Source organism: Nostoc sp. ChiQUE01b, from assembly GCF_034531255.1.
Lineage (GTDB): Bacteria > Cyanobacteriota > Cyanobacteriia > Cyanobacteriales > Nostocaceae > Nostoc.
The window spans coordinates 1-21,609 of sequence record NZ_JAVRBM010000078.1 but is presented as its reverse complement, the minus strand read 5'-3'; the positions used below and the strand labels follow the sequence as shown (position 1 = coordinate 21,609).

Genomic DNA, 21,609 nt, shown 5'->3' with positions numbered 1-21,609 from the left:
CACTTTATACGAAGTATTCAAATTTGAATACTTCGTATTATAATAATTATTCTCAATAATTTTGTATTTATTTACAGTCAGAGAGTTGCTGTGGAATTTCTCTGACTGTAGCAGGTTTGCATCACAGGAGTATTATCCCCATGACGGTAAACACTCAGAGTATTGCTATCTAAGCTGGCACTCAACTCCTGTCCTTTGATACGGAAGTTATTGGTAACAAGCATATAGTCAGTGATTATAGAAGGCAAATGTTTGAGAGTAGAAGGCAGAAGGTTAAGAGAAGGAGGAACAGGGGAAAATTGCTCTTCCAGGAATTGTTTAGCAGTGAGACCGTTTTCTTCTGAAATATCCTGTTGTGGGTACTGTTTTTGGGGATGCGGCTGAACTTTTTTCTTAGTCTTATTTGCTTTCAATGTGGGGTTGTCTTCCAATTTGGATTGTATTACTGGAATCTCACTTGGATAATTACTGTTTAGTGTATATGTACTAACAAGTGTTTTAGAGTTACTATCAGTATCACCATTACTATCACTTGTACTGCTATTAGTAGGTTTATCACTATACAGGTAATCAATATTACTTAAAATTATACTATTTATGCGAGCAATTGCTTTGGCTTTAGCTTGTTGAATTACTTCCTTATCTTTGTCTTGGTCGTATGTTATTCCGTATTCAGACAGCAGTTTGTTCCAACTATAGGGTTTGTATACTTGATAACCAGCGATTTTCACATCATTATGGATGTAGGTAAAGCCTAGTAGTTCCTCCCCCCGCATTTTAGGCAATACCCCAATGTTGTTTTCCTCCAAGCGTTGGATGAACGTAGAGACGGTGGGACTATCCTTGATGGCTTCCCCTATTGCTTGGCGAATAATTTCCTTACTTGTTGGGGTTTTGTGCTTACTGTTGACTGCTCTAATACTTTTCGAGCGGTTGGGGCTGGTGAGTGCAGTTATGCCATACTCTTGCTGTAACTTAGAGGCGACGGCTTCATTCGTTGTCGGTGTCACCTCTAACCCTAGTTCCGCTGCGATGCGTCTAGTTGAGACTTGGGAGTTGAAATAATCATAGGAATCATTAACTAAACTGCCATCTAACCGAATTCGGGAAGCAATTATGTGCAGATGTTCGTGGTCGCGATCGTGGTGGCGTACTGCAACGAACTGACTCGTAGCTGCTACAGATGATTCTTCCTTGGGCAAGTATCCCATATCTTTGAGATATTCCCTTGCTACATAGCCGTACTGACTGTCTGATAAATGCTCATGATAGTTGGAGCGGTGTGCTATTGAGATAATGAGGTGGGCACACTGGCGCTTAACTGCTTTTTTGGTGTACTTGATGTTGAGAAACTGCTGGTTGAATTCATCTGGGTTTGTTCCCATCATATTAGTATCGACAATCCCAGCATTATCTTTCCCCAAGACATACTTGAGCGTGTCGAGAAAATTGGGTTTTTTATAGATGACGGGAATCAAATTGAGGGAGTTTAAAGTGGGGGATATAGAACCTGTAATGCCTTATTTATCTTGGCTTGAGGGTGATTTATCTAGAACGTCTAGGTTAAATGCAGCTGCGATAGTCTGATCTACGAGTGCGATCGCATTATTGACAGTATCCAAAATTTGCTGGTTGTTTGTTTCCTTTGCTAAGTGAGATAACATCATCAGTTCGCTTTTGAGGTTTCCAGCAGTAGCGCGGATAGTTATCAAGTCGGCAGATGGTTTTGCCGTTAGTACCCGCCTTAACCCACAGGAACGTAAATATTCAGATGCAGTTACCCCTGTGGCGATCGCTTTTTCCTCAATGGTAGTTTTCTCTTGTTCAAAGAGGTATACCTTGATGGATTTGGTTCGCTTTATGGAGTTACTTACCATACCTTGTTTCACTGCGGGACTAAGTGGCATAGTTGGAGACTGCACTGAGGGACTTGGGGATAACCGGAAATCTGACAACAGGTGCGGTATCAATTGCGGACAATATCGCTGCTATTTTTGGTATAAACTATACCGTATGTAGATGCCGCCAGTGAGAGTACTGTAACTTGTGATAAGGATATAAGGTAATATCTTATGGTTCGTCTTGTAACTGACACTGAAGCCCTAAACCTTATTGTTAATTCTGCAATTGCTGGGATGTAGTGATTGTATGGATTATATGGCTATGTCGCCAGCGTGCGAACCGACAGGTCGGCGCTTCTGGAGCAGACGCTCCGCGAACGCTATCGCGTAGCGGGTGCTATCCATCATCAGCATGGATTAAATTATACGTAATTACAATTATTTTTAGGTATTATTTTTTCAATCTGTTTATTTATCAGACACTATATGTAGTGTAAATGTCGAATTATATGCTACAAGACCAGGACGATTAGTATTAAATGCACTGTCAATTAATCTAGTTTATTGATAAAAATCTAGTGATAAAATGACCCCATTAGACATACCTTGTTTTAGTTACAGAAATGTACAGAGATAGCAATAGTCTGTTGTGGAGTGCAACTGTAGTAAATCAGATACAGAGCGGATTGTGGGGTTCTATCCTAAGTTGATTAACTTCGACGAATGCTGAAATAATTGGGTTAATTTGCCCTCAGAATACCTCAATTATGGGGATTGTTAGAGTTTATTTTTCAGTTAATTATTTATTTTGATTGACAAAAATCAAACCCAATTTCACTTAATTGGGGTAATTAGTGTGTCAATTGGGGTAGTTCGGAGTAAATACGGGGGTGAGTTCTCCCACCGTATGGTTAAAGTAAGAGTATTGACAAATAACTTACTGAGAAGCTTGATTTGCACGTTAATAGAAGAGAAGCTATGGCAAGAGCTAGTAAGCCAGCTGATTCGGTTGAGTTGGCGCGTATCATGCGGAATAAAGATATGGAGGATGGTATAGTAATTAGCTATCTCCAGTCAAAGAAGCGAGGGCAAACTGAGTTAGTATGTGAGGCGCTGCGGGCGTATTACCTACCATTTGCGCTATCTGCTGCGGGGGTATCTGGTGTTGAATTGCAGTCAGCCCTTCATGATGCGATCGCGCAACTTGAAGTTCAGATCATTAAGATGAAACGGACGTTTGGGATGGAGGGGTTGCCCCAGATAGTTCTTGTTAATCCTCATAGTGGAGTTTTCTCGCAAGGTGCAACTGGGTTACAACCAACAGTTGGAGCTAATGGCGTGGGAATAACTCCTATTTCAGCTAATTCGGTTCCCCCTTCAGTTTCTTTTTTTGATTCCACTGGGCCAAGTCCTGTGTCGTTACCTGTTGCGACAGAACCAGCCGGATCAAATGTTTTGGGAGAAGATTCCGAAGATGATGGGTTTTTGAATGATGACGAGGATGATCCAATTGCTAAGGCAGAAATAGAAGTTGATGCAGGATTTCGTCTGGAGTGAGGGGATTATGAGGATATGGGTGGTTAGATATTTGAGAAAAGCATACTCTCTCTGCCTTCGGTTGTGATACTTGCGTAAGTCCTGCCCTTGTCCTATTTGTCGTTGTGGGCAATATCTCCTGGAGTGCGAACCGACAGGTCGGCGCTTCGCTATCGCCTGGCGCTGTTGTTAGGAGGTGCTTTTCACCTCTCCATTGGGTGCATTTAGAAGGAGTTTTTCCTCAAGCACCTGCACTGCATTCCTCAAAGTTTCTATGAAACCATTTCAGCCATAAATTTGGTCAAACCCTTTGGTCGAGTGCATCAACAGTATTTGACCGAACTGGAAAGGTGATCGCATTCTAGTTTTAGAGGTGCGATCGCCTGGAATAATTACTTCATGTATCTCATCTTTGACATCTACCCCCGCCATCGATTTGGGGGTATATCGCAGCTGAAGGAGCTAAAGTACGAACTAGCAGTCCCTAAAATTTGTGGTGCATTTTGGCTGGCTAAGGAGAAGTTGAACCTGGGTAATGATGTTGCAGCTTACTTGAGCATCCTGCTACCGCCCGGTGAAGTGCAAGACAAAGAACAGTTACAAGTTCGGTTGAAGGATGCGTTTCGAGGATTTGATACACCAGCAGGTAAGATGCGGGTAAAAATGCTTCGTTATGATGCAGCTTCTGAGGGTAGTGGGATATTTTTTCACCGTAGGCGATCGCTTGGCAATAATATGCCTGCTTCTATGTATGTGATGCTTGGTTATCGCAACGCAAGTATTTTCACCTTTCGCAGTGGTTCAATTGGTGCGGGAATAACCAGCAATTTTGGTATGTCTTGGCTGGTGAATAATTTTACTTCCAAGACATCGGGACTAAGCCCTGATAATCCCAATATTATCGAGGTGTTGGTAGAAGCTGGAGTTAGTTGTGACTCCCAGGTGATGCAGAAACTCTCACGCAAGCGCAAAGGTGATGAAATTCAACTTGATGGCGAATTGATGTCCAAGGCTTTATTGCTTGCTAGAGATGAATATTGGCGTGCGATCGTCAGATGGTTGCGCTCGAAGATGGATGATGATATTGAAGAACTGGTGTTTTGCGGAGGGACTGCGGATTATATTCGTCCAGAAATAGACGCTTACTTCCAGAAAGAGGGAATTAAGGTATCCTGGCACGGTAATATTTTTATACCTGATGAGATATCTTCCGGTATTGGCAATCGGATGGCGGATGTCTGGGCGCTCTACCAGTATATGATTATTCAGTTTGATGAGTTGACTGGTTATACCCGCTCTGAGGTTGTACTGCTAACTAAATCCGCTGAAGATAGTACAAATAATCCAGATGAAGAAGTTAAACGTAAGTATAATTTTACGCCTTGTGAGCGACCTAGTACCTTTATTGCTGTGAACGAGAATGTTTGATTAGCTCAGAAAAAAGTAGTGTAGTTACAAGGACTGCAACTACACTTCTGGGATGCTTTTTACGTAACTTCTCAATAACCACTGCAAGAATGAGACGATTACTCGTGGTTAGATGAGAATAGCTAGTTTTAGGGGGATTGAAAATACTTCCTTGTTGGCAGCGCCCCTTTCTCTAATGACATCAGGTAGATAGAGAATATTGTTATCCCGCTTCAATCGAGTACACTTTGAACAAAGACTGTTGTTCAGCGTAGAATCTTCATGGCAAGGTGGTTATATTATGTCAACAGAAGATTTTTCTTCTCAATAAGCTCAAAAAAGTCGCATTAATAGCTGCTGGTTGACACAGTTTTAAAGGTTGAAATCACATTAGAATTATGCCGTTGGTTTTTATACTCAATAACCAGCTTGCACAAAGGCAATAATGCTTTCCTACGGAACTATTAGATTGAGCAAGTGCTGAGTGAATATCTCTTGGACGGGGTATATTTCTTTTTGTGTACAATTCCACAATAGGCAATCTGTGTAGCTAGGTCGATATTACTTGCAGTCAACCTCTGTGTTGATAGCAATCCTTGTTAGAGAAATCAGAAAAATGATATAACATTATCTCAAAATTCTTCGCCCAAACTGATATAACGTTATCTCATGACTGGAGTCGGAAATATAGTAATCAAGAAAGAGAAAAAATTATGCCTGCCAATTTGACCCTTTCGATTGAAACAAACGCTGGAGGAGTGGCAAAAAGTACTATTTCATACAATCTTGCGTATGAGTTGGGTGTTCGTGGCTATTCAGTGGCACTATTAGACATCGATCCTAACGAATCATTGACATTATTTTGCGGATTGGGAGAATTTAAAACTCAGGGAACAATGGCTAATGTTTACCATCCAGACTTCAATGGGAACTGGCCTTTAGTTACAGCTTGGCAAGGTAAGATTGACAAAATTCAAGTTTGTAAAGGCGGAAAAGAATTACACGAAACAATTCGGGAAGTTTCAAAGGATCTGCGTGGAGCTTATACTCTTGCAGATCGGTTGAGTGATTACCCCTTATCTCACGATTTTGTAATTATCGATTGTCCTGCAACATTAGAGCCTTTACCACTGACTGCTCTTGCAGCTTCTAGCCACGTGTTAATTCCCATTCAACCGGAATACAAGGCTTCTCAAAGTGCTGCGGCGATGATTGAGTGGTACTATTTCAACTGCAAGCGGCTGAGATTGAAACCGACTCCGAAAATATTAGGTATAGTTCCTACTCGTTGGAAAAGTGATTGGGGAGCGCATAGAAGTATTGTTGAGGAACTTCCCCTAGTCTGTAAAAATTTGGGAATTCAGTATTTTAGCCCAATTCGAGAATCAGCTGATATTCTTAATGCTTCTGGTAGAGGGCTACCTCTGGGAATTTACAGACCTGGCAAAGAGGCAAGAGGAGATTTTCTGCCAATTGTTGATGCACTAGTTAACGAACTTAAGCTAATAAGAGGTTAATCGATGACAAAATTAAACAACCCGAGTGTACTTGGAATGTTTGCTTCTGCTGCTGATTCACAACAGATATTTGAGCTTGAAGAACGAGTAGAAGATTTACAGGCAGAGATTACAAGATTAAAAGATGAAGAAGCACAGGGAAAGCTTGCTGAAGAAGAACGTACACTCCTCAATCAAACTATTGAAGACCTACGAGAACATTTGAAAGCATCTGGGATTTTTAAAATTCACTATAGTGAAGTAAGACCCAATCCCAAACAAGCAAGGCAAACATTTACTTCGGATAGTATTCGGAGTATGGCTGTTTCAATTAGAGAGGAAGGGCAACAACAGCCGATTATTTTACTACCGGGAAATCTCATTTTTGATGGAGAACGGAGATGGAGATCCGTTGCAGAAGAGTTACAGCCAGAAATTGAAACACTAGATGCAGTGATGCTTCAGAAAGTTCTTTCTGAAGAGGAATTACATGCACGCACTTTATTAACTAGTCTTCACCGAGAAGGCTTGAATGAGCTAGATTTAGCCGAAGGTTTGATTCAACAGGCTAAGTTAGCTTTGGAATTTGAGCAGGAAGAAGTAGTTAGAGCACTTAGGAGAGCAATAGCTAGATTAAACGCAAAAAAACTTTTGCCCCAATTAACTGAATTGGTTATTTTAACTAGAAAAGAGCAGTCAGAAGGCATTAAAGAATTTAATTTGGACGAAATAGAACAAAGTATTCTTCTGTTGTTACTACGTTTTCAACAAAATCCAGCATCAGTAGATGCAAATGTCTTTCCTTGTTTACGGCTTTCAGAAGACTTAAAAATTGCGATTAGACAATTAGGACTTGGTGCAAACCACGCCCGCTCGCTCCAAAAACTAAATTCTAAAAATTTAAAAGTTGAAGAAACTAAAGCTCTTAAAATCCGACAAGATGCTACATCACAAGTTTTGCAAGAAAGGCTAACAGTCGCTCAAACTCGTTTTCTAGTTGCCCAAACTATTGCTGAACATGCTCCTGAAACAAAACCTAAACCAAGTCACCAAATCAGTTCTCTAATTCGAGATGTCTCAGCAACTAAGGTCGAAGATATCCAGCAAGAGCAACTGAGAGATTTATTGGCTGTATTAGAAGCTAAGGCAAAAGAGATTCGGAAAAAGTTGGACTAATACTATCTCGTCCGACTTAGTTCACTGAATCGGAGATGTCCATGTAATTTATGAGTGCCTATCTAAACTACCCAAATGGCTTTCGCCTGAATCCCGCAGAGTCAAACCAGAATTATCAGCTGAACGGTTTCAGCATGTGAGATTTCTAGACTGTGACAAAGCAGTGAGCCGAATTATATTTGAGTGCTGACACTGCCAAAAGAGGATACTTTGTGAGTTTACGGGTGAGCCTGTAGTTGGAGAATATAATGGACGGTCTTCAATCATCCAAGTTAAAGGTCAATGCCCCAACTTTGAGCAAACTGCTATTAGAGTGACTACGGAAGAAGTGCTTTCTACAATAGTGATTCCTTTTCCTTGGACATAAATAGTTTTCAAGAAACCAAATAATTTTTAATCTCGTCTTGCTCACGTCGTAAAACTTTCATTTCTTGTCCATGAGCAGAGCGTACCTTGGAATGACTAAAATTGAATTTTTGTGCAATTTGTTTTACAGTTAGCTTGCCCTGTCCCTCCAGTCCAAACTGTAACGTTAAGACTTGGACGTTGATTTGGCTTCAAGTCAGCTGACAAATTCTCCAAATCTGACCAGTTGACCAAGCTTTTGGATTTGGGTCAACTGGGCTTCTGTTTTATTTACCTCGGTAGCTAGTTCAGCCCTAATTGGGGAAGGCTCTAGTCGTTGCACTTGAGAATCGTTTTGCTTATCAAGTTTTGCATTGACCTTACAAGTCTTGTGTAGACAGTCTTTTACTCTGGCAATAGCCTCGGAAAGCGACCAATTTCTCGTAGGTAAATTCCAACTGTATCAAAGCTTGGCTAGACATCTTGCGTGGCTGGAAGCTAATTTAATAACAAAGATATTGACAGGAGAGTATAAATCAAACAGTCAACCATTTCAGAGAGTGTAGGGAACCCACGTTTTGAAACTCAGCCAATACTTGCTGGCAAACAATCAGAGGTGAAAGTAGAAGTGCTGAAAATAGTACTAGAGGGGATGGGTGCATTGTTTGGGCATCAACTGCCGAAAAAATTAACCATTTTAGATTTTGGCAATGGCACGACTCTGTATTCTCGTTACAACCAGGGAAAACGAGAAGTTCACACCGCCTACCCCATTGGTGTAGAAGTTCTCATTGATGATATTTCCCAAAAAATGAAACATCTAAATGGGGGAAAAATCGGGGATGCATCCAAGATTCGATTTTGTCTGGAAATGGGACATACCAAGTACAGCCGTGACATCGATATCAAAGATATATACAGCACTTGTTTGAAAGATTGGTATGAAAAATACTTAAAAAAAGTGGTGAATCTGACACTTGATGCCAAGCACCAAGGGGATGAAATCTGGGCGATAGGTGGAGGCTGCCTCTTACCTGGATTCAAGAAACTATTAGAGAAAAACGGGTTCAAAATACTGGACAACCCGGTAGAAGCTAACGTCTTTGGGCTTCTAGAAATGGCAAAAATCATTACGAGCAAGAATTAACCAAACACATCTGGAAAGTGAAGTTATAACAAACAATGACAAATAAACAAGACTTAGCTCCGGTAAAAATTCGGCTCAAACAAAACTACCGAGAACGCATATTTGCAGAATCCCAACAACTAGGTAAAAGTTATCTGGAGACGCTTTATTTTATTATTGATTGCTATTTTGTTTTCATAAAGGCTGGATTAGCCACACAACAAGTAGCTTTCACGCCGCTTACTACTAACGAAAACAGACTCCAGCAGCCAATTCCCCAGCCATCTACAGACCAAAAACTAGAAGAGCCTGATGGCGAAACATTCATTCTCGATTTTGAATTATAACCATCAGATGAAGTTGGCAACGGTAATTCCCAACTCGTGGGGTAATTATGTTAAAAAAATTTTAAATTTAGCTCTTGTGTAAGTCTTTCAGTATTTATGTACTATATAAGATGAGTTGATGTCAGCGATTTTACCAAACAGTAGATTTTTATTCTAGATTTCTATAAAAAAATAATGCCAGTACTAACAAGTAACCCTGTATATACTAGCATTATTTAGTTCATTGAGTCTAGAAAGGAGGTTCTTGATCTAGGTCTTCATCTGTCGAAGTAACGTTATTTTCGAGTAGTTCTTTGGCAAAATCGGGAGTTTCAGGCGAGTGAGGGGTTTTACTAACCTGGGTGAGTTCGTTGATGGGTTGTGCTGACATAAAGTTTCTGATTACGAATGTGGCAATCTTTTCTTTGTAATCACCCCTGTTATCAACTAGCAAATCGAGGTATCCTTCTGCTGTGCCGTGTACGCCTTCCCCTTGTTCGTTAATAACGACGGCGGGTGCGCCCTTGGAACGGAATGGCATCTCGTCAGCAACTACTCCTTCCTTGGAACGGTAGTAGAATTCGGCGATCCCAAAGGCAATCAAGGAACCTTCTTTGTCGTGGGTAGTGTTCACTGACTTAAGATTGATAGTTGCAGTATTATGAATCATGTTCGTTTTATTTGTAGATTGATTAGATGGTTTATCGCCTACGATTTATAGTGCATAGGCGATTTGTAATTTCCTAGAAATTTGCGTTAGCTACAGTCTGTGTTTCGTTTGGTGCAGAAGTGGATGTAGATTCTTCCTTACGGGGTGAACCTAACAATTCAATGGCGTTAATTGTAATTACGGGTTTTTGCCGCATAGTGCCAGAATTTTTATCTGCCCAACGATCAAATCCAAACTCGCCAGTAATTGCAATTTGGGTTCCTTTACGAACGTAATTTCCAATCACTTCTGCTTGATTTCCCCAGGCGACTAAATCAAACCAAAGGGCTTGTTCACTTCTGTAGGGTGGTCTGACTGCAATAGACATTGAAGCCTTAACTGCGCCAGACTCGAAATATTTGAGTTCTGGTTCTTGTCCGCATCTGCCAACCAGCATGACTTTGTTGATATAGTTCATAACGCGAGGATTTATATATTTCTCTTATTGCTGCGTCAGCATTAGTTCTTTCAGGATTTATTGTTTTGACGAGTTGTTTTATTTAAACCACATTCTTTTTTATTCATACTTATGAGTTATTTTTTGTCCTTGTTTCTCGTAAAATTGTGGTTTTTACTAAGGAACGATAAGTTCCCCTGTGCTATGGTGGTATCGCAATTAATGTGGTCTGTATCTAAAAATTATAAGTAATGACTTATGCCTGAATATCTTCTCCTGAAGCGAGTAAGTATTTGTAAGCTAATGCTTTTGGCTTTGATATGGATACAGTCCGATGAGGATAGCCAAAACCAGCTGACTTCTGACTACTCATCTTCTTTGGGGGTAGAAAATCTTACCTGGTTAGGAGAAACATCTGTTGGAGAAGATGTAGAGCATTTTTGTGATGTTTCAAATACAACTAGGATAGGCGTTTGGGGAGAAATCCTAGAACTAAAGTTAGTAGATTTAATTGCTGATTTACCGACTTGTTTGCACGATGCTTCATGGTTTGCCCTACTGGCCATTACTATGATGTTGGTGGATAAGGAATTAGACGGAATATGCGTACAGCCACAAGATGAGTTTTTTGCCCGGACTATCGCGCTTGAAATTTTAGCAGATTTAGGTGATTCTTACTTAGCCAAAGGCCACCCTTATTTAGATTTTCCTCTATCGTTAGAAGATGCTAAGTCGTTACTACCAGTTAATAGAAAGCAAGAGCTAGAAATCGAGCTAGAGAAATTTATTGTTGATACTTATGAAGACGATTTTGATGATGAATCTCCAGATATTAATGAGTTTTCACCCATCTATTTACAAGAGATTTTAAAAGAGTTTTTTATTGAATCTGATTGGCAGGGTGATATCAATCAAGAGGCTGTCGTCCAACTCCAACAGAAGTACGGTTCGCAGTATTCAGAAGGTGCGTTTTCTCCTGAAACTGAGGGACACGAACGTTGGGGGAAAACGCTTGTTTTTCTAAAACAGTTTATAGGCCTGGATTCTAGTTTTATCGAAAGTCAGAGCGATTTATTCCTTGATGATGAATCTCAGGTGCCTGATTTACCTGATTACTTCTGTATCGAGTCTCATTTAGAACGTTGGCAAGACCGAACAGTTGTTTTATCACGGTTGGTTCATACTTTGGTTTATTTCATGCTGGTAGGACAAAATTATCATCCCAGTCATCTGCAAGATTTGATGGCTATTCCAGCTTCTTTGCGGGCCATATCCAGCTTACAAGCTTGTTTGGGTGTAGCTGCTTACAGAAGTGGTTTTTATATGGCTGCTTATAATATTCCTGAATCAGAAGTTGGGTGCAACTGGCTTTTAGAAAAAGCTTTCCCTAGTCTGCGTGATTTTTATCAAACAGGTCGGTTAAATGGGAAGCAATAATTAATATTTTATTGTTGGTTTACAAATACAAATGTATATTTATGAAGAAATACTTATTTATAGGATTGTTACTCTTACTCGTTGGATGTTCATCTCCAGAAAAAGAAGATAAAGTCTCGGCTATAGAATCAAATTCTTCACCTACCCCATCATTATCCTCAGCTAATGTTAATAATGCTACGCCATCGCTAAATCCAGAAGCGTTGCCTGATTTATCGAATAAAGAGAAGCTTGGAGAAGTTAATGCAGAGAACGACTTAATTGACTTGTTCTATTTTGATGGTAATAGTGTGAAAGTGAGTTTGACTGTAGCAGCTGATAAAGGTTGTTTTGTCTACGTGCGGCCCAGTACTCCAGACCGAGTTGGCGAGGTTGAAATTGAGTCATTACGGCGCGAGAAACTGGGTCTGTGGCGTTCGTATAATACTCAGCGACTTCTAACTCAACCTGCTGGCAATAAACTAAAGGTTTATTCATCAAGTGAGGAACTTTCTTCTACTTATGAAAATCCTGCCATATCACAAGAAATGCTTGTGGCAGTGAAGGAATTGAAAGAGCGTGAAAAATCGTTTAAATTACTTTTACGTCAGGACTTGAGAGCGAGTGATTCAGCAAGACGAATTTATGTCAATCAGTGTCAGAAATTAGGTAATTTTTATTATAAAGAAGAACTACCTCCTCTCACAGAAAAGGAGAGGAAGGACTTTGAAAAGAGTGTTGAAAAAAAGACTGAAAATTAATTATGAGAACAGTGATAATTGCTCCATCTGAATATTACTTTCAGTTGTAGTTGCTTTAACAGGGTGTTTGTTCTTATTCGACGACCTTTTACCCCACCCTTCTTTCACCGCGTGTTTGACTATACGGGAACGGATATCAGCAGCTAGGGTTTCATAATCAGAGCGGATTTTGTCATACTGAATTGGGGTTGTACCAATCTTCTCCCACAGTTTATCGTATTTGAAATTCTCAAAAGGTCTGTGCCTTACGAGGGCATCATAACTTGCCCAGAGGTAAACATCCGTCCATTCAGATGAAAGCGGCACTTCAAAAGCAATTGGCATCATAAGTGCAACAACTTCGCTGCTAGAGGCGAGTTTACCTACTTCACCCTTGTCTATCTCTTGTAACGCTGCATCTAATCTATCGACTGCGATCGCTTTTCCTACCCAGGATGGAATTGACTGTTGCCAGCCGTTCTGCTGAGTCACAATTGGCCCGACGATGTATTGAACAATTTCATGACTTGCTCCTGCTAGATCAAGTAGACTGGCTGTTACAACTTTGTTAATCCCTTGGCTGGTTAGTAATTGAAGTATCTTTCTAGTGCTAGGAGTAAGAATTTCGCTAGCTTTTTGGCTTTTGCTGTTACGAATGGTTTCTTCGACATCGAATAAGCTTTGCTGCTGGTTCATATTCTTTATGTGTAAATAAATACTGCCAGCTAGAAATGCTTCTAACTGGCAGTGCTTTTTGATAATGGATGGGTTTTGCTATGGCAGAAGTAGGTTATCCCAAACGCTTCTAGGAGTAACGTGATGCAGCAATTGCGTCCTTGCTTGAGTGAATTTAGCTAGCAATTGAGTGTTTTTTAATTTCTGCCACCAGTCGTGTTGCAGGTAGGTAAGCAGCCATAACTGTGTCTCGTGATTCCAGCTTGAGATAGAGTTACTCAAACTGAGTGCGTTGAGGATATCGTCAGGAGGCACTTCCAGTTGACTTGTGATTTCTTTTGAGATGGAAGCTAACATTGTGATGTTGGCGATCGCTTGACCAGGACTGCCTGAACTGATAGCTAGTACTTTTTCTGTTACCTCGATTTGTTGGTCTTTGAGTACAGAAATAACTTCCTCGTCAGTTAACCTTTGGAAAGGTATGATTTGACACCTACTCTTGATAGTAGGTAATAGCTTTTGAGGATAGGACGAGATCAGGATAAATGTTCCAGTTTTCGGTTCTTCCAGCGTCTTGAGAAGTTTGTTGGCGGCGGTAGGGTTAAGCATATCTGCTTCGTGGATAATCACCAGCTTTTGCTTGGCCTTGACTGCACTAGTTGATAGAAATTCAATTACCTCGCGCACCTGTTCTACTCGAATAGCAGGTATACCTTTCTGCTGGGAGGTGTTTTCGGGATGGGTTGGTTTGATTTGTAAGATGTCTAGATGGTTATTTTCTCCTGCGATCGCGGAGCGACTCTCTCTTGGGAGTATCGCATTTGCGATCGCCAGAGCGGTTTTTCCTTTCCCTACTCCCTCAACTTGACTGCTAAATAGGTATGCAGGAGCAATTTTATTCTGTTCGATTGCTTCAGTCAGCAGAAGTTTGGCGGTATGCTGTCCGGTGATTTCTGTAAATGGGTTGTTTTTCATATCGTAGAAATTTCAGCAATTCGACTGGTTAGGTTGTCAACTCCGCTTTTGAGTTCAGCTTCGAGTTGTACAAGTAAAGTAAGGCTGTGTTTAAGCTTTTGAACGCTTACAAACTTGACTTCCTCTTTGAGGTAATACAATCTTTTGGGATTTTTAAGTTCCGCTATTTCTGCAATCTTCGTATCAGATAATTTAGTTTCTACCCCAGCTTTGGTTATTAACCAAGTACGGAAAATAGAGGTAAGTGTTGCTACTATTTTGAGCGGGTATTCATTATTATCTAGTAGTTTAGATACCTGCACTATTGCTAAACTTGAATGGTTTCTTAACATAGCAATAGTAAGCTTTATGTAGTCAGTATTCTGATTGCTAACGAGATATTTTACTTCCTCGACAGAGATTATTTTTCCGCTTGCATAAACAGCAAGTTTAGCGAATTCGCTATCGGCTCGTGCAGTATTATTGCCAATTGCTTCAGCTAGGTAATCTGTGACATCTGGCGTGAGTTTAACTTGATGGATGGCTGCATAATTTCCTATCAAGTTAACTATCCCCTTTTTATCCCAACTAGAGATCAGGGGAAACTCTTCTTGTTGGGCATATTTTAGGATAATTTTTACTACTGTCTTGCGCGAATCTGGCTTTTTATTACCAGTAATTAGAAGAATGTTGCTTGACGGTATTCGGGAAAGGTGATTTTCAAGTTCTTGGTTATTATCTTCATTTGATAAACTTCCAATTAGAGAGTCGCTGTCTGTATGAATAATTTTGTTACCTTCTCCAAAGGGCAAGGTCATAACCTCTGTAAAGACTTTGGCAGCAATATTTTTCTCATTTCCAGGTAGCTTGACGTAATTGAAAGCTCTCCATTCCGCATGAACATTTTGATTCACTAGATAATCAATTTTTTGATTGAGTGAGTAGCTATCTTCGCCGTAGTATAGATATACAGTCATGATAGATTAGATAAACATTTATTTATCAGGCGTTAGTCGTAAGCGGTGGTTTAAAAAAATAAGAGTTAGTATTAACTCTTTCCACATCCTCAGTATTTGTTATATAGCCGCTAGCGAAATATAGCACTCAGGAAATACTTAATTTTGTGCTGACTGTACTGACTTCTGATTTGAGACTTTCTCAACAGAGTTCTCTACTGGTTGAGTACCCAAATATTTCCGCCAAGAATCCAATTGTTGGAGATACTCTACGACTCCACTAGAACCAGTTACCTCATATAGCGCAATAGCTGTTTCCCACTCCTTTAAGCTAGCTTTTTTCTTAGAAAGAATTTTGACTATAGCTCCTGGAAGTTTAGTCTCTTTACCAGAATCTAAATTTAGGTGTGATACCCTTTCTAGTAATAGTTCTTGTTCCGATAAAGGAACACCACCATCTTCGATGTTTATAGTATGAAGTTGGGCACTAATTCCTGATAGAGGAAGAGTATGCTGAATTAATTTTTTAACTTTTTTGGTTTTAGTATTCCTCCTTTTTGGTTTAACGATAACTGGGTTGTTTGGGTCTGCAACTTCGTAACACTGGGGAAGTTCTAGAGAAAGTTGACCTGTTAAGTGCCATGATGCAGTTCGTTTTTCTGGTGGGGTGATCCGGTACGAGAACTCGGCTGTTTTTCTTGCATCGCCAAATTTCCTTAGTTTGACCCGCATCTTGTAGCTGATAATTCCTTGAATGTAGGTTTTTGGGTCTAATATTATTCGGTTTGTATTTTCCCACCACTCAATTTCAACAACGCGATCGCCATCTAATTCATAGATATTTCTAACTCTGGCATTAGGATGAGATGCAAGGAATGAGTTCACCCAAGCCCTTTGTTTTTTATTAAGCCTGGGCTTGCGATATGAGGATTTATTTTTCATTAATTACCTTCCCACATTTAAGAATAATATCTCTACTAATCCATCAATTAATTAAATAAACTAATCAGTTAATCAGTGAATTTTTGGCTGATACAGGGGTTGCTAATCTGTTTTTTTATGGCATATTTTCGGTTTATGTGAAAGCATTAAAATCACTTTTTGTAAAGACTGATTTACTTGTAAATATTTTTTGTGATTTATAAACTGTTGAGAGTTAGAGAATTGAAAAAATACTTGATATTTATTATTTTCAGTGCTTAGGTTAAATATCAAGTTTGTTCATTTAGAAAAGAGATAGCTGACGTTTATTACCTTCTAGTATTTCAGGAGCGGCTATTTTGAGGATTTCTTCTCGCCTTTTTTCGATAAGGTCAAGATAGTATTGACGTGAATAGTTCTCATTTATGCTGGTATTAGTAATACCTCTGATTCCGTAATAGTAAATTACTACATCACCAGGCTTTCCTAATTTAAGAAGTTCTTTTTCCCCAACACGAATTTTGCGAGTAATGCAGAGTTTTTCTATCGGGTATTTTCCTGATAAAATCTGTGATTTTACTTCTCTGAAATATTCCTCTGCCGTGGATTGGTTTTGGATTAAGTAGGTTAGATATTCAACAGGGAATTCTTTCTCTAGCCTTGAGCGAGAACGGTTTCTCCAACTACCTTTGCGAATAATCCAGTTATCTTTCAGCCATAAGAGATAGTTCTTAGTTCCCCTTTGCGGAATAAACATTGCATTGGCAATAAACTCTAATTTGACGGTTATCCCTTTGGGTAATTGAGACTGAAGTGTGGCATATACTTTTTCTGGGTTTGGATGAGTAAAGAACACCCCGTCAGTATCAACTTCTACAGGGGTTGCACCAGCTTGATTGATTACCTCAATCATGAATTGTAGGATGCGCCGACCGTAAGCTGTTACTAAAGCGGCTGCTTCCATATCGTTGAAGGCGAGTTCCGATGTTCCGAAGAACCCAAACTGAGAATTAGCTAAAACTTTGGTGGATTCTCTTTTTTCCTTGGCAACAATGTCTCCGGTGCTGGCAACTTGTTCCAACCTTGATTTCTCATTTACCAAATATTGCAAGATGCTCAAGCCGATTCGCTTTGTATCTTTACGAGAGACAATCCCTTTCGACAATATGGTTTTGGGGTACATAGAACTGATATCGATGTATCCAACCTTTTTATATAGTCCTGGAATAGAGTAGGCTATCCCCCCTTGGAATTTATACTTACGGTCGGGCTTGGGTTTGTATCCTGGGTAGTGATGCGAGAATATTTGCTTCCACTTGCTGCCGTTACCAGCGAGGGCTAACTGCTGGAGGTTCATCCCCGGTACAACCAGTGCTTCATAGTGGTATGAGGGTACAAGTCTGTTAGCTATGAGTTGCGTATCTTCCAAGTCGTAAATAAGATAATCCTTGATTTTCTGCCATCCTCTACTACCAGAACTGGCTTTCCAGCAGGCGAGAATTTCTTCATACGGGAGAACCAGTCGCGCTTGCTTACGCAATCCCATTTCCAGTACCACCTGTTTAAGCGATCGCCCGTTAGTAAGTTCTTTGGCGATAAAATCCCACCTGAGAACGCAGATAAAGATATCTACGTGCAGGCAGTTGCGGATGAATACCTCCCGAATTTCCAGTGGTTCGCCGCGTACTTGGGCAGTTCGGATAGTGCGCTTCTTAGATGCAATTCTAAATGGATGAGGAATGCCATGTAACTCGCAGCGGGTGATTAGAAATGGTAGGTCAAATTCTGTTCCATTGTAGGTGTAAATTACTTCTGGTTTGCTTGCTTCTAGGTGTTTGAAAAACTCCAGGAGGATTTTGCTTTCGGCTTGATCCATAAAGATGGCAATCTCCCCTATCTCCCTCATACAGCCAATTGCATAGATACGATTTTCTCTTGGGTTTATCCCTGCCGTCTCAATATCGACTACCAGAGTTTTGAGCGCCCCGTAGGTCGGAATATTTACTGTGGGATGCCACTCAGGTATTGGGGTAGTATCTGACCAGAATATGTCGAGTTTTTCCTCATCAACGATAATCTTATTACCAGATTTGGTAATAAAATCTCGGTGGTTGTAATTCATAATATCCAAAATTAATTACTCTTTTTTGGCATGAATCCTTGTGGTTTATTTGATGGTTTCTTTGACGATAAAAACACCTCAAAAATGATGTCTAGATTATTAGGAAGTGCGAATATTGAAAGCGGCTGCGTATGTGGTTCTTTTTCTTCTAATAGTGCGGTCATAATCCTGTACCAGGGTACTGCTGCTAATATTGATGTTGTTGCTGTAAGCAGCCATACTGGAAATTCGCGTACTTTTAATTGGTTGTAAGTGTTTTTAAGCTTTGAATTGTATTCCAGACATGCAAATGCTACTAATTCTTTGAGAAGGTCTTGCCTACCATTGCTGTATATATATTTGCACGCTTCATCTACACATCGCTCATGAGTTTGTTTGTAAGCAATTGTTATTTCTAGCATTTGGATTTTTTCTGGTTCTGGTACTTTCCATTCATTCATTGAGTCATTACTGTATAAATTTTTGGCACAGCTAGAGGCAACCGCTAAAATACAGTCAAGGTTTTTTCTAAGTCTGTCAATCTCTAGCAGGCAGTCGTTAAAATGTGCTATTCCATTACTGCATTGAACTGAACTTCCCTTGATCTGTTCTGATAGCTGTCTGGTGGCGAATAGTCCATTGATAGTAAGTGTGCCATTAATGGCTATATCTAAAATTTCGAGAAAACGTTTTTTAAATAGTGCAAGGGTTTGTTTACGATCTAAGGTTTTAGGATGAGAATAGATAACTCCGCTAATTTCTGATTTATCAGGACATTCATTTCCTACACCTGGAAAATGCCTCCAGTAAGGGGGCATTTTTTCACCTTTGGCAAGGCATAATTCGCCAAAACATTTGGAGCATCGTGGTAATTCGTCAATATACGTATCGAAATCTGCGATCGCTGCTGGTAATTCAAGTCCTGTACGAAGGCTAATTGCTTCAACTGGCATCATTTTAATCGGATACTTCCAGAATGCCAGTTGTTAAATTTTGTTGTGGTATTACTTGATATCTTAATTTTTTGCTTCCCAGTCAGGGCAGTATTTATTAATATTGAGGCTTACTGCACAAGGTAGATATTGCTGTCGATGCAAGTCTATTATATTTAATGTAATTTTTGAATAAGTCTGAAAAATCTTTCCCCAAAGTTTTTATTGGGGAAAGTAAGTTTTTTTACAAAGTGACTAACATTTGAATTAGGCAGTTTGTAATTGAGACTTCATCTGAAGCTCTTGCACCAATTGTACCCATGCAGGTGCTTTTTTACCTTTAATGGGAGTAAGATTGTTCCAATACCTTTCGAGTTCAGATTGGGATAAATGTGGGAGTTGTTCCTTACCCCAATTGATAGCATCTTGGATTGTTTTCCAATTAGTCCAAGGTTGTTTTTCTTCTTTTATATTGGTTAACTCAATGAGTGTGGCTTCCAACCAAAGTTTAGCTGCCTCCGAGTCACGCATTAACTGTTGTCTTGACATTAATAGAGCAATACTTGCCTGAATCTGGGTTAGTTCCCACATCTGAGAAATAGTAACGAGTTCCTGCCAAGTTTCTTCCTCCAGTTGAGTAATTTGTCTATTATCAGGGGCAGTTTTAGCCACTAGCAGGTCTTTGAGAAACCCAGTTAAACTTGAGTATATGACGAATGGGTTTTTGCCATACTCAATTAAGTCTTGGAGGATTTGTAAGTTAGCTGTTACGTCTCCTTTAGCAAGATTTTCGGTTAGGGTAAGTAGGTCATGTTCGGGAACAACACCTGATAATTCCCAAACCCAGTTTGGCGTGATTTCATCTACTCCCAGGTTGCTCAATTGATCGAGCAATACAAGACAGTTGCGAATAAAACCTCCACAAGACTTGACGATCGCCCAAATACCAGGTGCGTTAATGTTGATGTTTTCATTCTGGGCAACTTTTGATAAATACTGAACAAGTGTTTCTAGCCCTACTCTCCTAAAATCAAACTTTTGACAGCGCGAGATGATAGTTTCAGGAACCTTGTGTATTTCAGTTGTGCAGAAGATGAAAACTACATGACGAGGTGGATTTTCAATTGTCTTGAGAAGCGCCTGCCACGATTGACTGCTTAGGGCATGACATTCATCAACAATGAAAATTTTGTACCTTCCCTCAACTGGTGCAAACTGGGTAGTGGAAATTAACTCGCGGATTGTTTCTACCCCGCTATTGCTGGCAGCATCTAATTCAGTTACATCCAGGGAAGAAGAGGCTGTAATTCCCTTACATGAATTGCATTCTCCGCAGGGCTTGGTTGTCGGCTCATCGGTTGACTGGCAGTTGAGGGATTTAGCGATGATGCGGGCGGTACTGGTTTTGCCTGTGCCTTTGGGGCCGTTGAATAGATAGGCGGGTGCAATCCTCTGGAGTGCGATCGCCGTCCTTTGCGCGATCGCGGAGTGACTCCCTCCTGGGAGTATCGCATTTATGAGAGTGCGGACGATATGTTCCTGCCCGATAACTTCATTAAGGGTCTGGGGACGGTACTTGAGATGTAGTGGTTGGTACATAATTTTGATGATAAACGGGTGTTTTATTTACTTCCTACCAGTGTGGTTGGTAGGAAGTATGATTTTTTAGGCAGTCGCCGCTTCTTTTTTCGTTCGTGGCGATCGTGAGGTTGACTTACCTTTGGTAGTATCTTTCGCTACCACGGATGGCGTTTCTATTTGAGGAGTTTCACTATCGTCTGTTGCCTGTGCCACATTTGCTACTTCTTCAGTACTAGACTCAGTTTGAGTGCTAACTTCTGTTACTTCTTCAGTACCAGGCTCACTTTGAGTGCTGACTTTTGCCTTTGTACTTTGGCTATTTACCTTTTCAAACCCCTGCTTGATTTCTACAGGCATTACCAGATACAACTGATTGAGCAGTCCTCCCATCGGGCAGACAATGACTGGTTGCGTGGGTTTGTTGCACCGCACCACGATTTCATCGGTACTGATATGCTTTAATCCTTCGATAAGGTAGTCGATGTTTAATCCAATACTGATGTTTTCTGAATTACTAGTTACCGATTTCATCAGTACCGAGTCAACTGCATCCCCAATATCAGTAGCTTCAGTGTATAGTGTTGCCTGTGTAGCTTCCAATTCCCAGAGGATTTTGACAACCTTTTGCTTGCGTTCGGCTAGATAACCTACCCGCTTCAGCGCGCTCTCAAATCCCTTGCGCTCTAATGTAAATTCATACTCAAACGACCGGGGAATCAAGCTATTGATTTTGGGATATTCTCCTTCCAAAAGTCGGGAAATGACCTTTGTATTAGGAAGGCTAAACTCGATAGTTCTATCTGATAGAAGAATATTGCACACGCTTGTATCGGCGCTTTGAGAGAGAATTTTATTTAACTCGCCAAGTGACTTAAGTAAGTGGGCGGGAAAAATATCAAGTATGTAACGAAAAGTTAAATAGAGAGATTAGAATTAAATTTAACACGTTGCGTACTGTAGTTTCCTCTTTCTCC

19 protein-coding genes and 2 pseudogenes are annotated in these 21,609 nt (G+C 40.2%); 8 read left to right on the top strand and 13 right to left on the bottom strand.

Annotated features, from left to right (window positions below; all coding sequences use genetic code 11):
* Positions 1-77: 77 nt before the first annotated feature.
* The gene (locus RMY63_RS32950) at positions 78-1,478 is read right to left on the bottom strand and encodes a relaxase/mobilization nuclease domain-containing protein (RefSeq protein ID WP_322732731.1); all 1,401 of its coding nucleotides are present in this window, start codon (positions 1,476-1,478) and stop codon (positions 78-80) included.
* Positions 1,479-1,520: 42 nt separating this feature from the next.
* Entirely contained in the window at positions 1,521-1,907 is a 387-nt protein-coding gene (locus tag RMY63_RS32945; protein ID WP_322732730.1) for a plasmid mobilization protein, read from the bottom strand.
* 912 nt (positions 1,908-2,819) lie between these two features.
* On the opposite strand from RMY63_RS32945, the gene RMY63_RS32940 reads away from it, so the two are divergent.
* From RMY63_RS32940 to RMY63_RS32925, 4 genes are all read left to right on the top strand, one after another.
* The gene (locus RMY63_RS32940; protein WP_322732729.1) at positions 2,820-3,398 is read left to right on the top strand and encodes a hypothetical protein; all 579 of its coding nucleotides are present in this window, start codon (positions 2,820-2,822) and stop codon (positions 3,396-3,398) included.
* Positions 3,399-3,776: 378 nt separating this feature from the next.
* Positions 3,777-4,805, top strand: a complete 1,029-nt coding sequence (locus tag RMY63_RS32935; protein WP_322732728.1) for a ParM/StbA family protein — start codon at positions 3,777-3,779, stop codon at positions 4,803-4,805.
* Positions 4,806-5,497: 692 nt separating this feature from the next.
* Complete coding sequence (locus RMY63_RS32930) at positions 5,498-6,301, top strand: ParA family protein (RefSeq protein ID WP_109013390.1); 804 nt, start codon at positions 5,498-5,500, stop codon at positions 6,299-6,301.
* A 3-nt stretch (positions 6,302-6,304) separates the two neighbouring features.
* Positions 6,305-7,456, top strand: a complete 1,152-nt coding sequence (locus RMY63_RS32925) for a ParB/RepB/Spo0J family partition protein (protein WP_322732727.1) — start codon at positions 6,305-6,307, stop codon at positions 7,454-7,456.
* A 750-nt stretch (positions 7,457-8,206) separates the two neighbouring features.
* On the opposite strand, the pseudogene RMY63_RS41970 reads toward RMY63_RS32925, so the two are convergent.
* A pseudogene (locus RMY63_RS41970) lies at positions 8,207-8,266 on the bottom strand (sigma-70 factor domain-containing protein); the annotation flags it as partial.
* Between the two features lie 115 nt (positions 8,267-8,381).
* Between RMY63_RS41970 and RMY63_RS32920 the strand changes: the two are divergent.
* Together RMY63_RS32920 and RMY63_RS32915 are read left to right on the top strand one after the other, a co-directional pair.
* A pseudogene (locus tag RMY63_RS32920) lies at positions 8,382-8,948 on the top strand (hypothetical protein); the annotation flags it as partial.
* A gap of 35 nt (positions 8,949-8,983) precedes the next feature.
* Positions 8,984-9,274 carry a hypothetical protein gene (locus RMY63_RS32915; protein WP_322732726.1) on the top strand — a complete coding sequence of 97 codons (291 nt, stop codon included), beginning with the start codon at positions 8,984-8,986 and terminating at the stop codon, positions 9,272-9,274.
* A gap of 229 nt (positions 9,275-9,503) precedes the next feature.
* Here RMY63_RS32915 and RMY63_RS32910 read toward each other — a convergent pair whose 3' ends face one another.
* Both RMY63_RS32910 and ssb read right to left on the bottom strand, forming a co-directional pair.
* The gene (locus RMY63_RS32910) at positions 9,504-9,923 is read right to left on the bottom strand and encodes a hypothetical protein (RefSeq protein WP_322732725.1); all 420 of its coding nucleotides are present in this window, start codon (positions 9,921-9,923) and stop codon (positions 9,504-9,506) included.
* A 73-nt stretch (positions 9,924-9,996) separates the two neighbouring features.
* On the bottom strand, positions 9,997-10,380 hold the full coding sequence (gene ssb, locus RMY63_RS32905) for a single-stranded DNA-binding protein (protein ID WP_069072286.1): 384 nt from the start codon (positions 10,378-10,380) through the stop codon (positions 9,997-9,999).
* A 237-nt stretch (positions 10,381-10,617) separates the two neighbouring features.
* Between ssb and RMY63_RS32900 the strand changes: the two genes are divergently transcribed.
* Entirely contained in the window at positions 10,618-11,796 is a 1,179-nt protein-coding gene (locus tag RMY63_RS32900) for a hypothetical protein (protein ID WP_322732724.1), read from the top strand.
* Positions 11,797-11,837: 41 nt separating this feature from the next.
* Positions 11,838-12,536 carry a hypothetical protein gene (locus tag RMY63_RS32895; protein WP_322732723.1) on the top strand — a complete coding sequence of 233 codons (699 nt, stop codon included), beginning with the start codon at positions 11,838-11,840 and terminating at the stop codon, positions 12,534-12,536.
* Here the strand turns inward: RMY63_RS32895 and RMY63_RS32890 are convergent, their stop codons facing one another.
* The 8 genes from RMY63_RS32890 to RMY63_RS32855 form a co-directional block, all read right to left on the bottom strand.
* Positions 12,537-13,211, bottom strand: coding sequence for a hypothetical protein (locus RMY63_RS32890; protein ID WP_322732722.1), 675 nt, complete (start codon positions 13,209-13,211; stop codon positions 12,537-12,539).
* Positions 13,212-13,289: 78 nt separating this feature from the next.
* Positions 13,290-14,165, bottom strand: coding sequence for an AAA family ATPase (locus tag RMY63_RS32885; protein ID WP_322732721.1), 876 nt, complete (start codon positions 14,163-14,165; stop codon positions 13,290-13,292).
* Positions 14,162-15,121: a DNA polymerase III subunit delta gene (gene holA, locus RMY63_RS32880; RefSeq protein ID WP_322732720.1), complete on the bottom strand. Its 960-nt coding sequence runs from the start codon at positions 15,119-15,121 to the stop codon at positions 14,162-14,164. The genes RMY63_RS32885 and holA overlap by 4 nt, the downstream gene beginning before the upstream one ends.
* Before the next feature lie 138 nt (positions 15,122-15,259).
* Positions 15,260-15,985 (bottom strand): hypothetical protein, encoded by a 726-nt coding sequence (locus tag RMY63_RS32875; protein WP_322732719.1) that lies wholly within the window; start codon positions 15,983-15,985, stop codon positions 15,260-15,262.
* 340 nt (positions 15,986-16,325) lie between these two features.
* Entirely contained in the window at positions 16,326-18,143 is a 1,818-nt protein-coding gene (locus tag RMY63_RS32870; protein WP_322732718.1) for a 3'-5' exonuclease, read from the bottom strand.
* A gap of 11 nt (positions 18,144-18,154) precedes the next feature.
* Positions 18,155-19,078: a hypothetical protein gene (locus tag RMY63_RS32865; RefSeq protein ID WP_322732717.1), complete on the bottom strand. Its 924-nt coding sequence runs from the start codon at positions 19,076-19,078 to the stop codon at positions 18,155-18,157.
* Positions 19,079-19,321: 243 nt separating this feature from the next.
* Entirely contained in the window at positions 19,322-20,653 is a 1,332-nt protein-coding gene (dnaX, locus tag RMY63_RS32860) for a DNA polymerase III subunit gamma/tau (RefSeq protein ID WP_322732716.1), read from the bottom strand.
* Between the two features lie 66 nt (positions 20,654-20,719).
* Complete coding sequence (locus RMY63_RS32855; protein ID WP_322732715.1) at positions 20,720-21,457, bottom strand: DNA polymerase III subunit beta; 738 nt, start codon at positions 21,455-21,457, stop codon at positions 20,720-20,722.
* Positions 21,458-21,609: the final 152 nt, after the last annotated feature.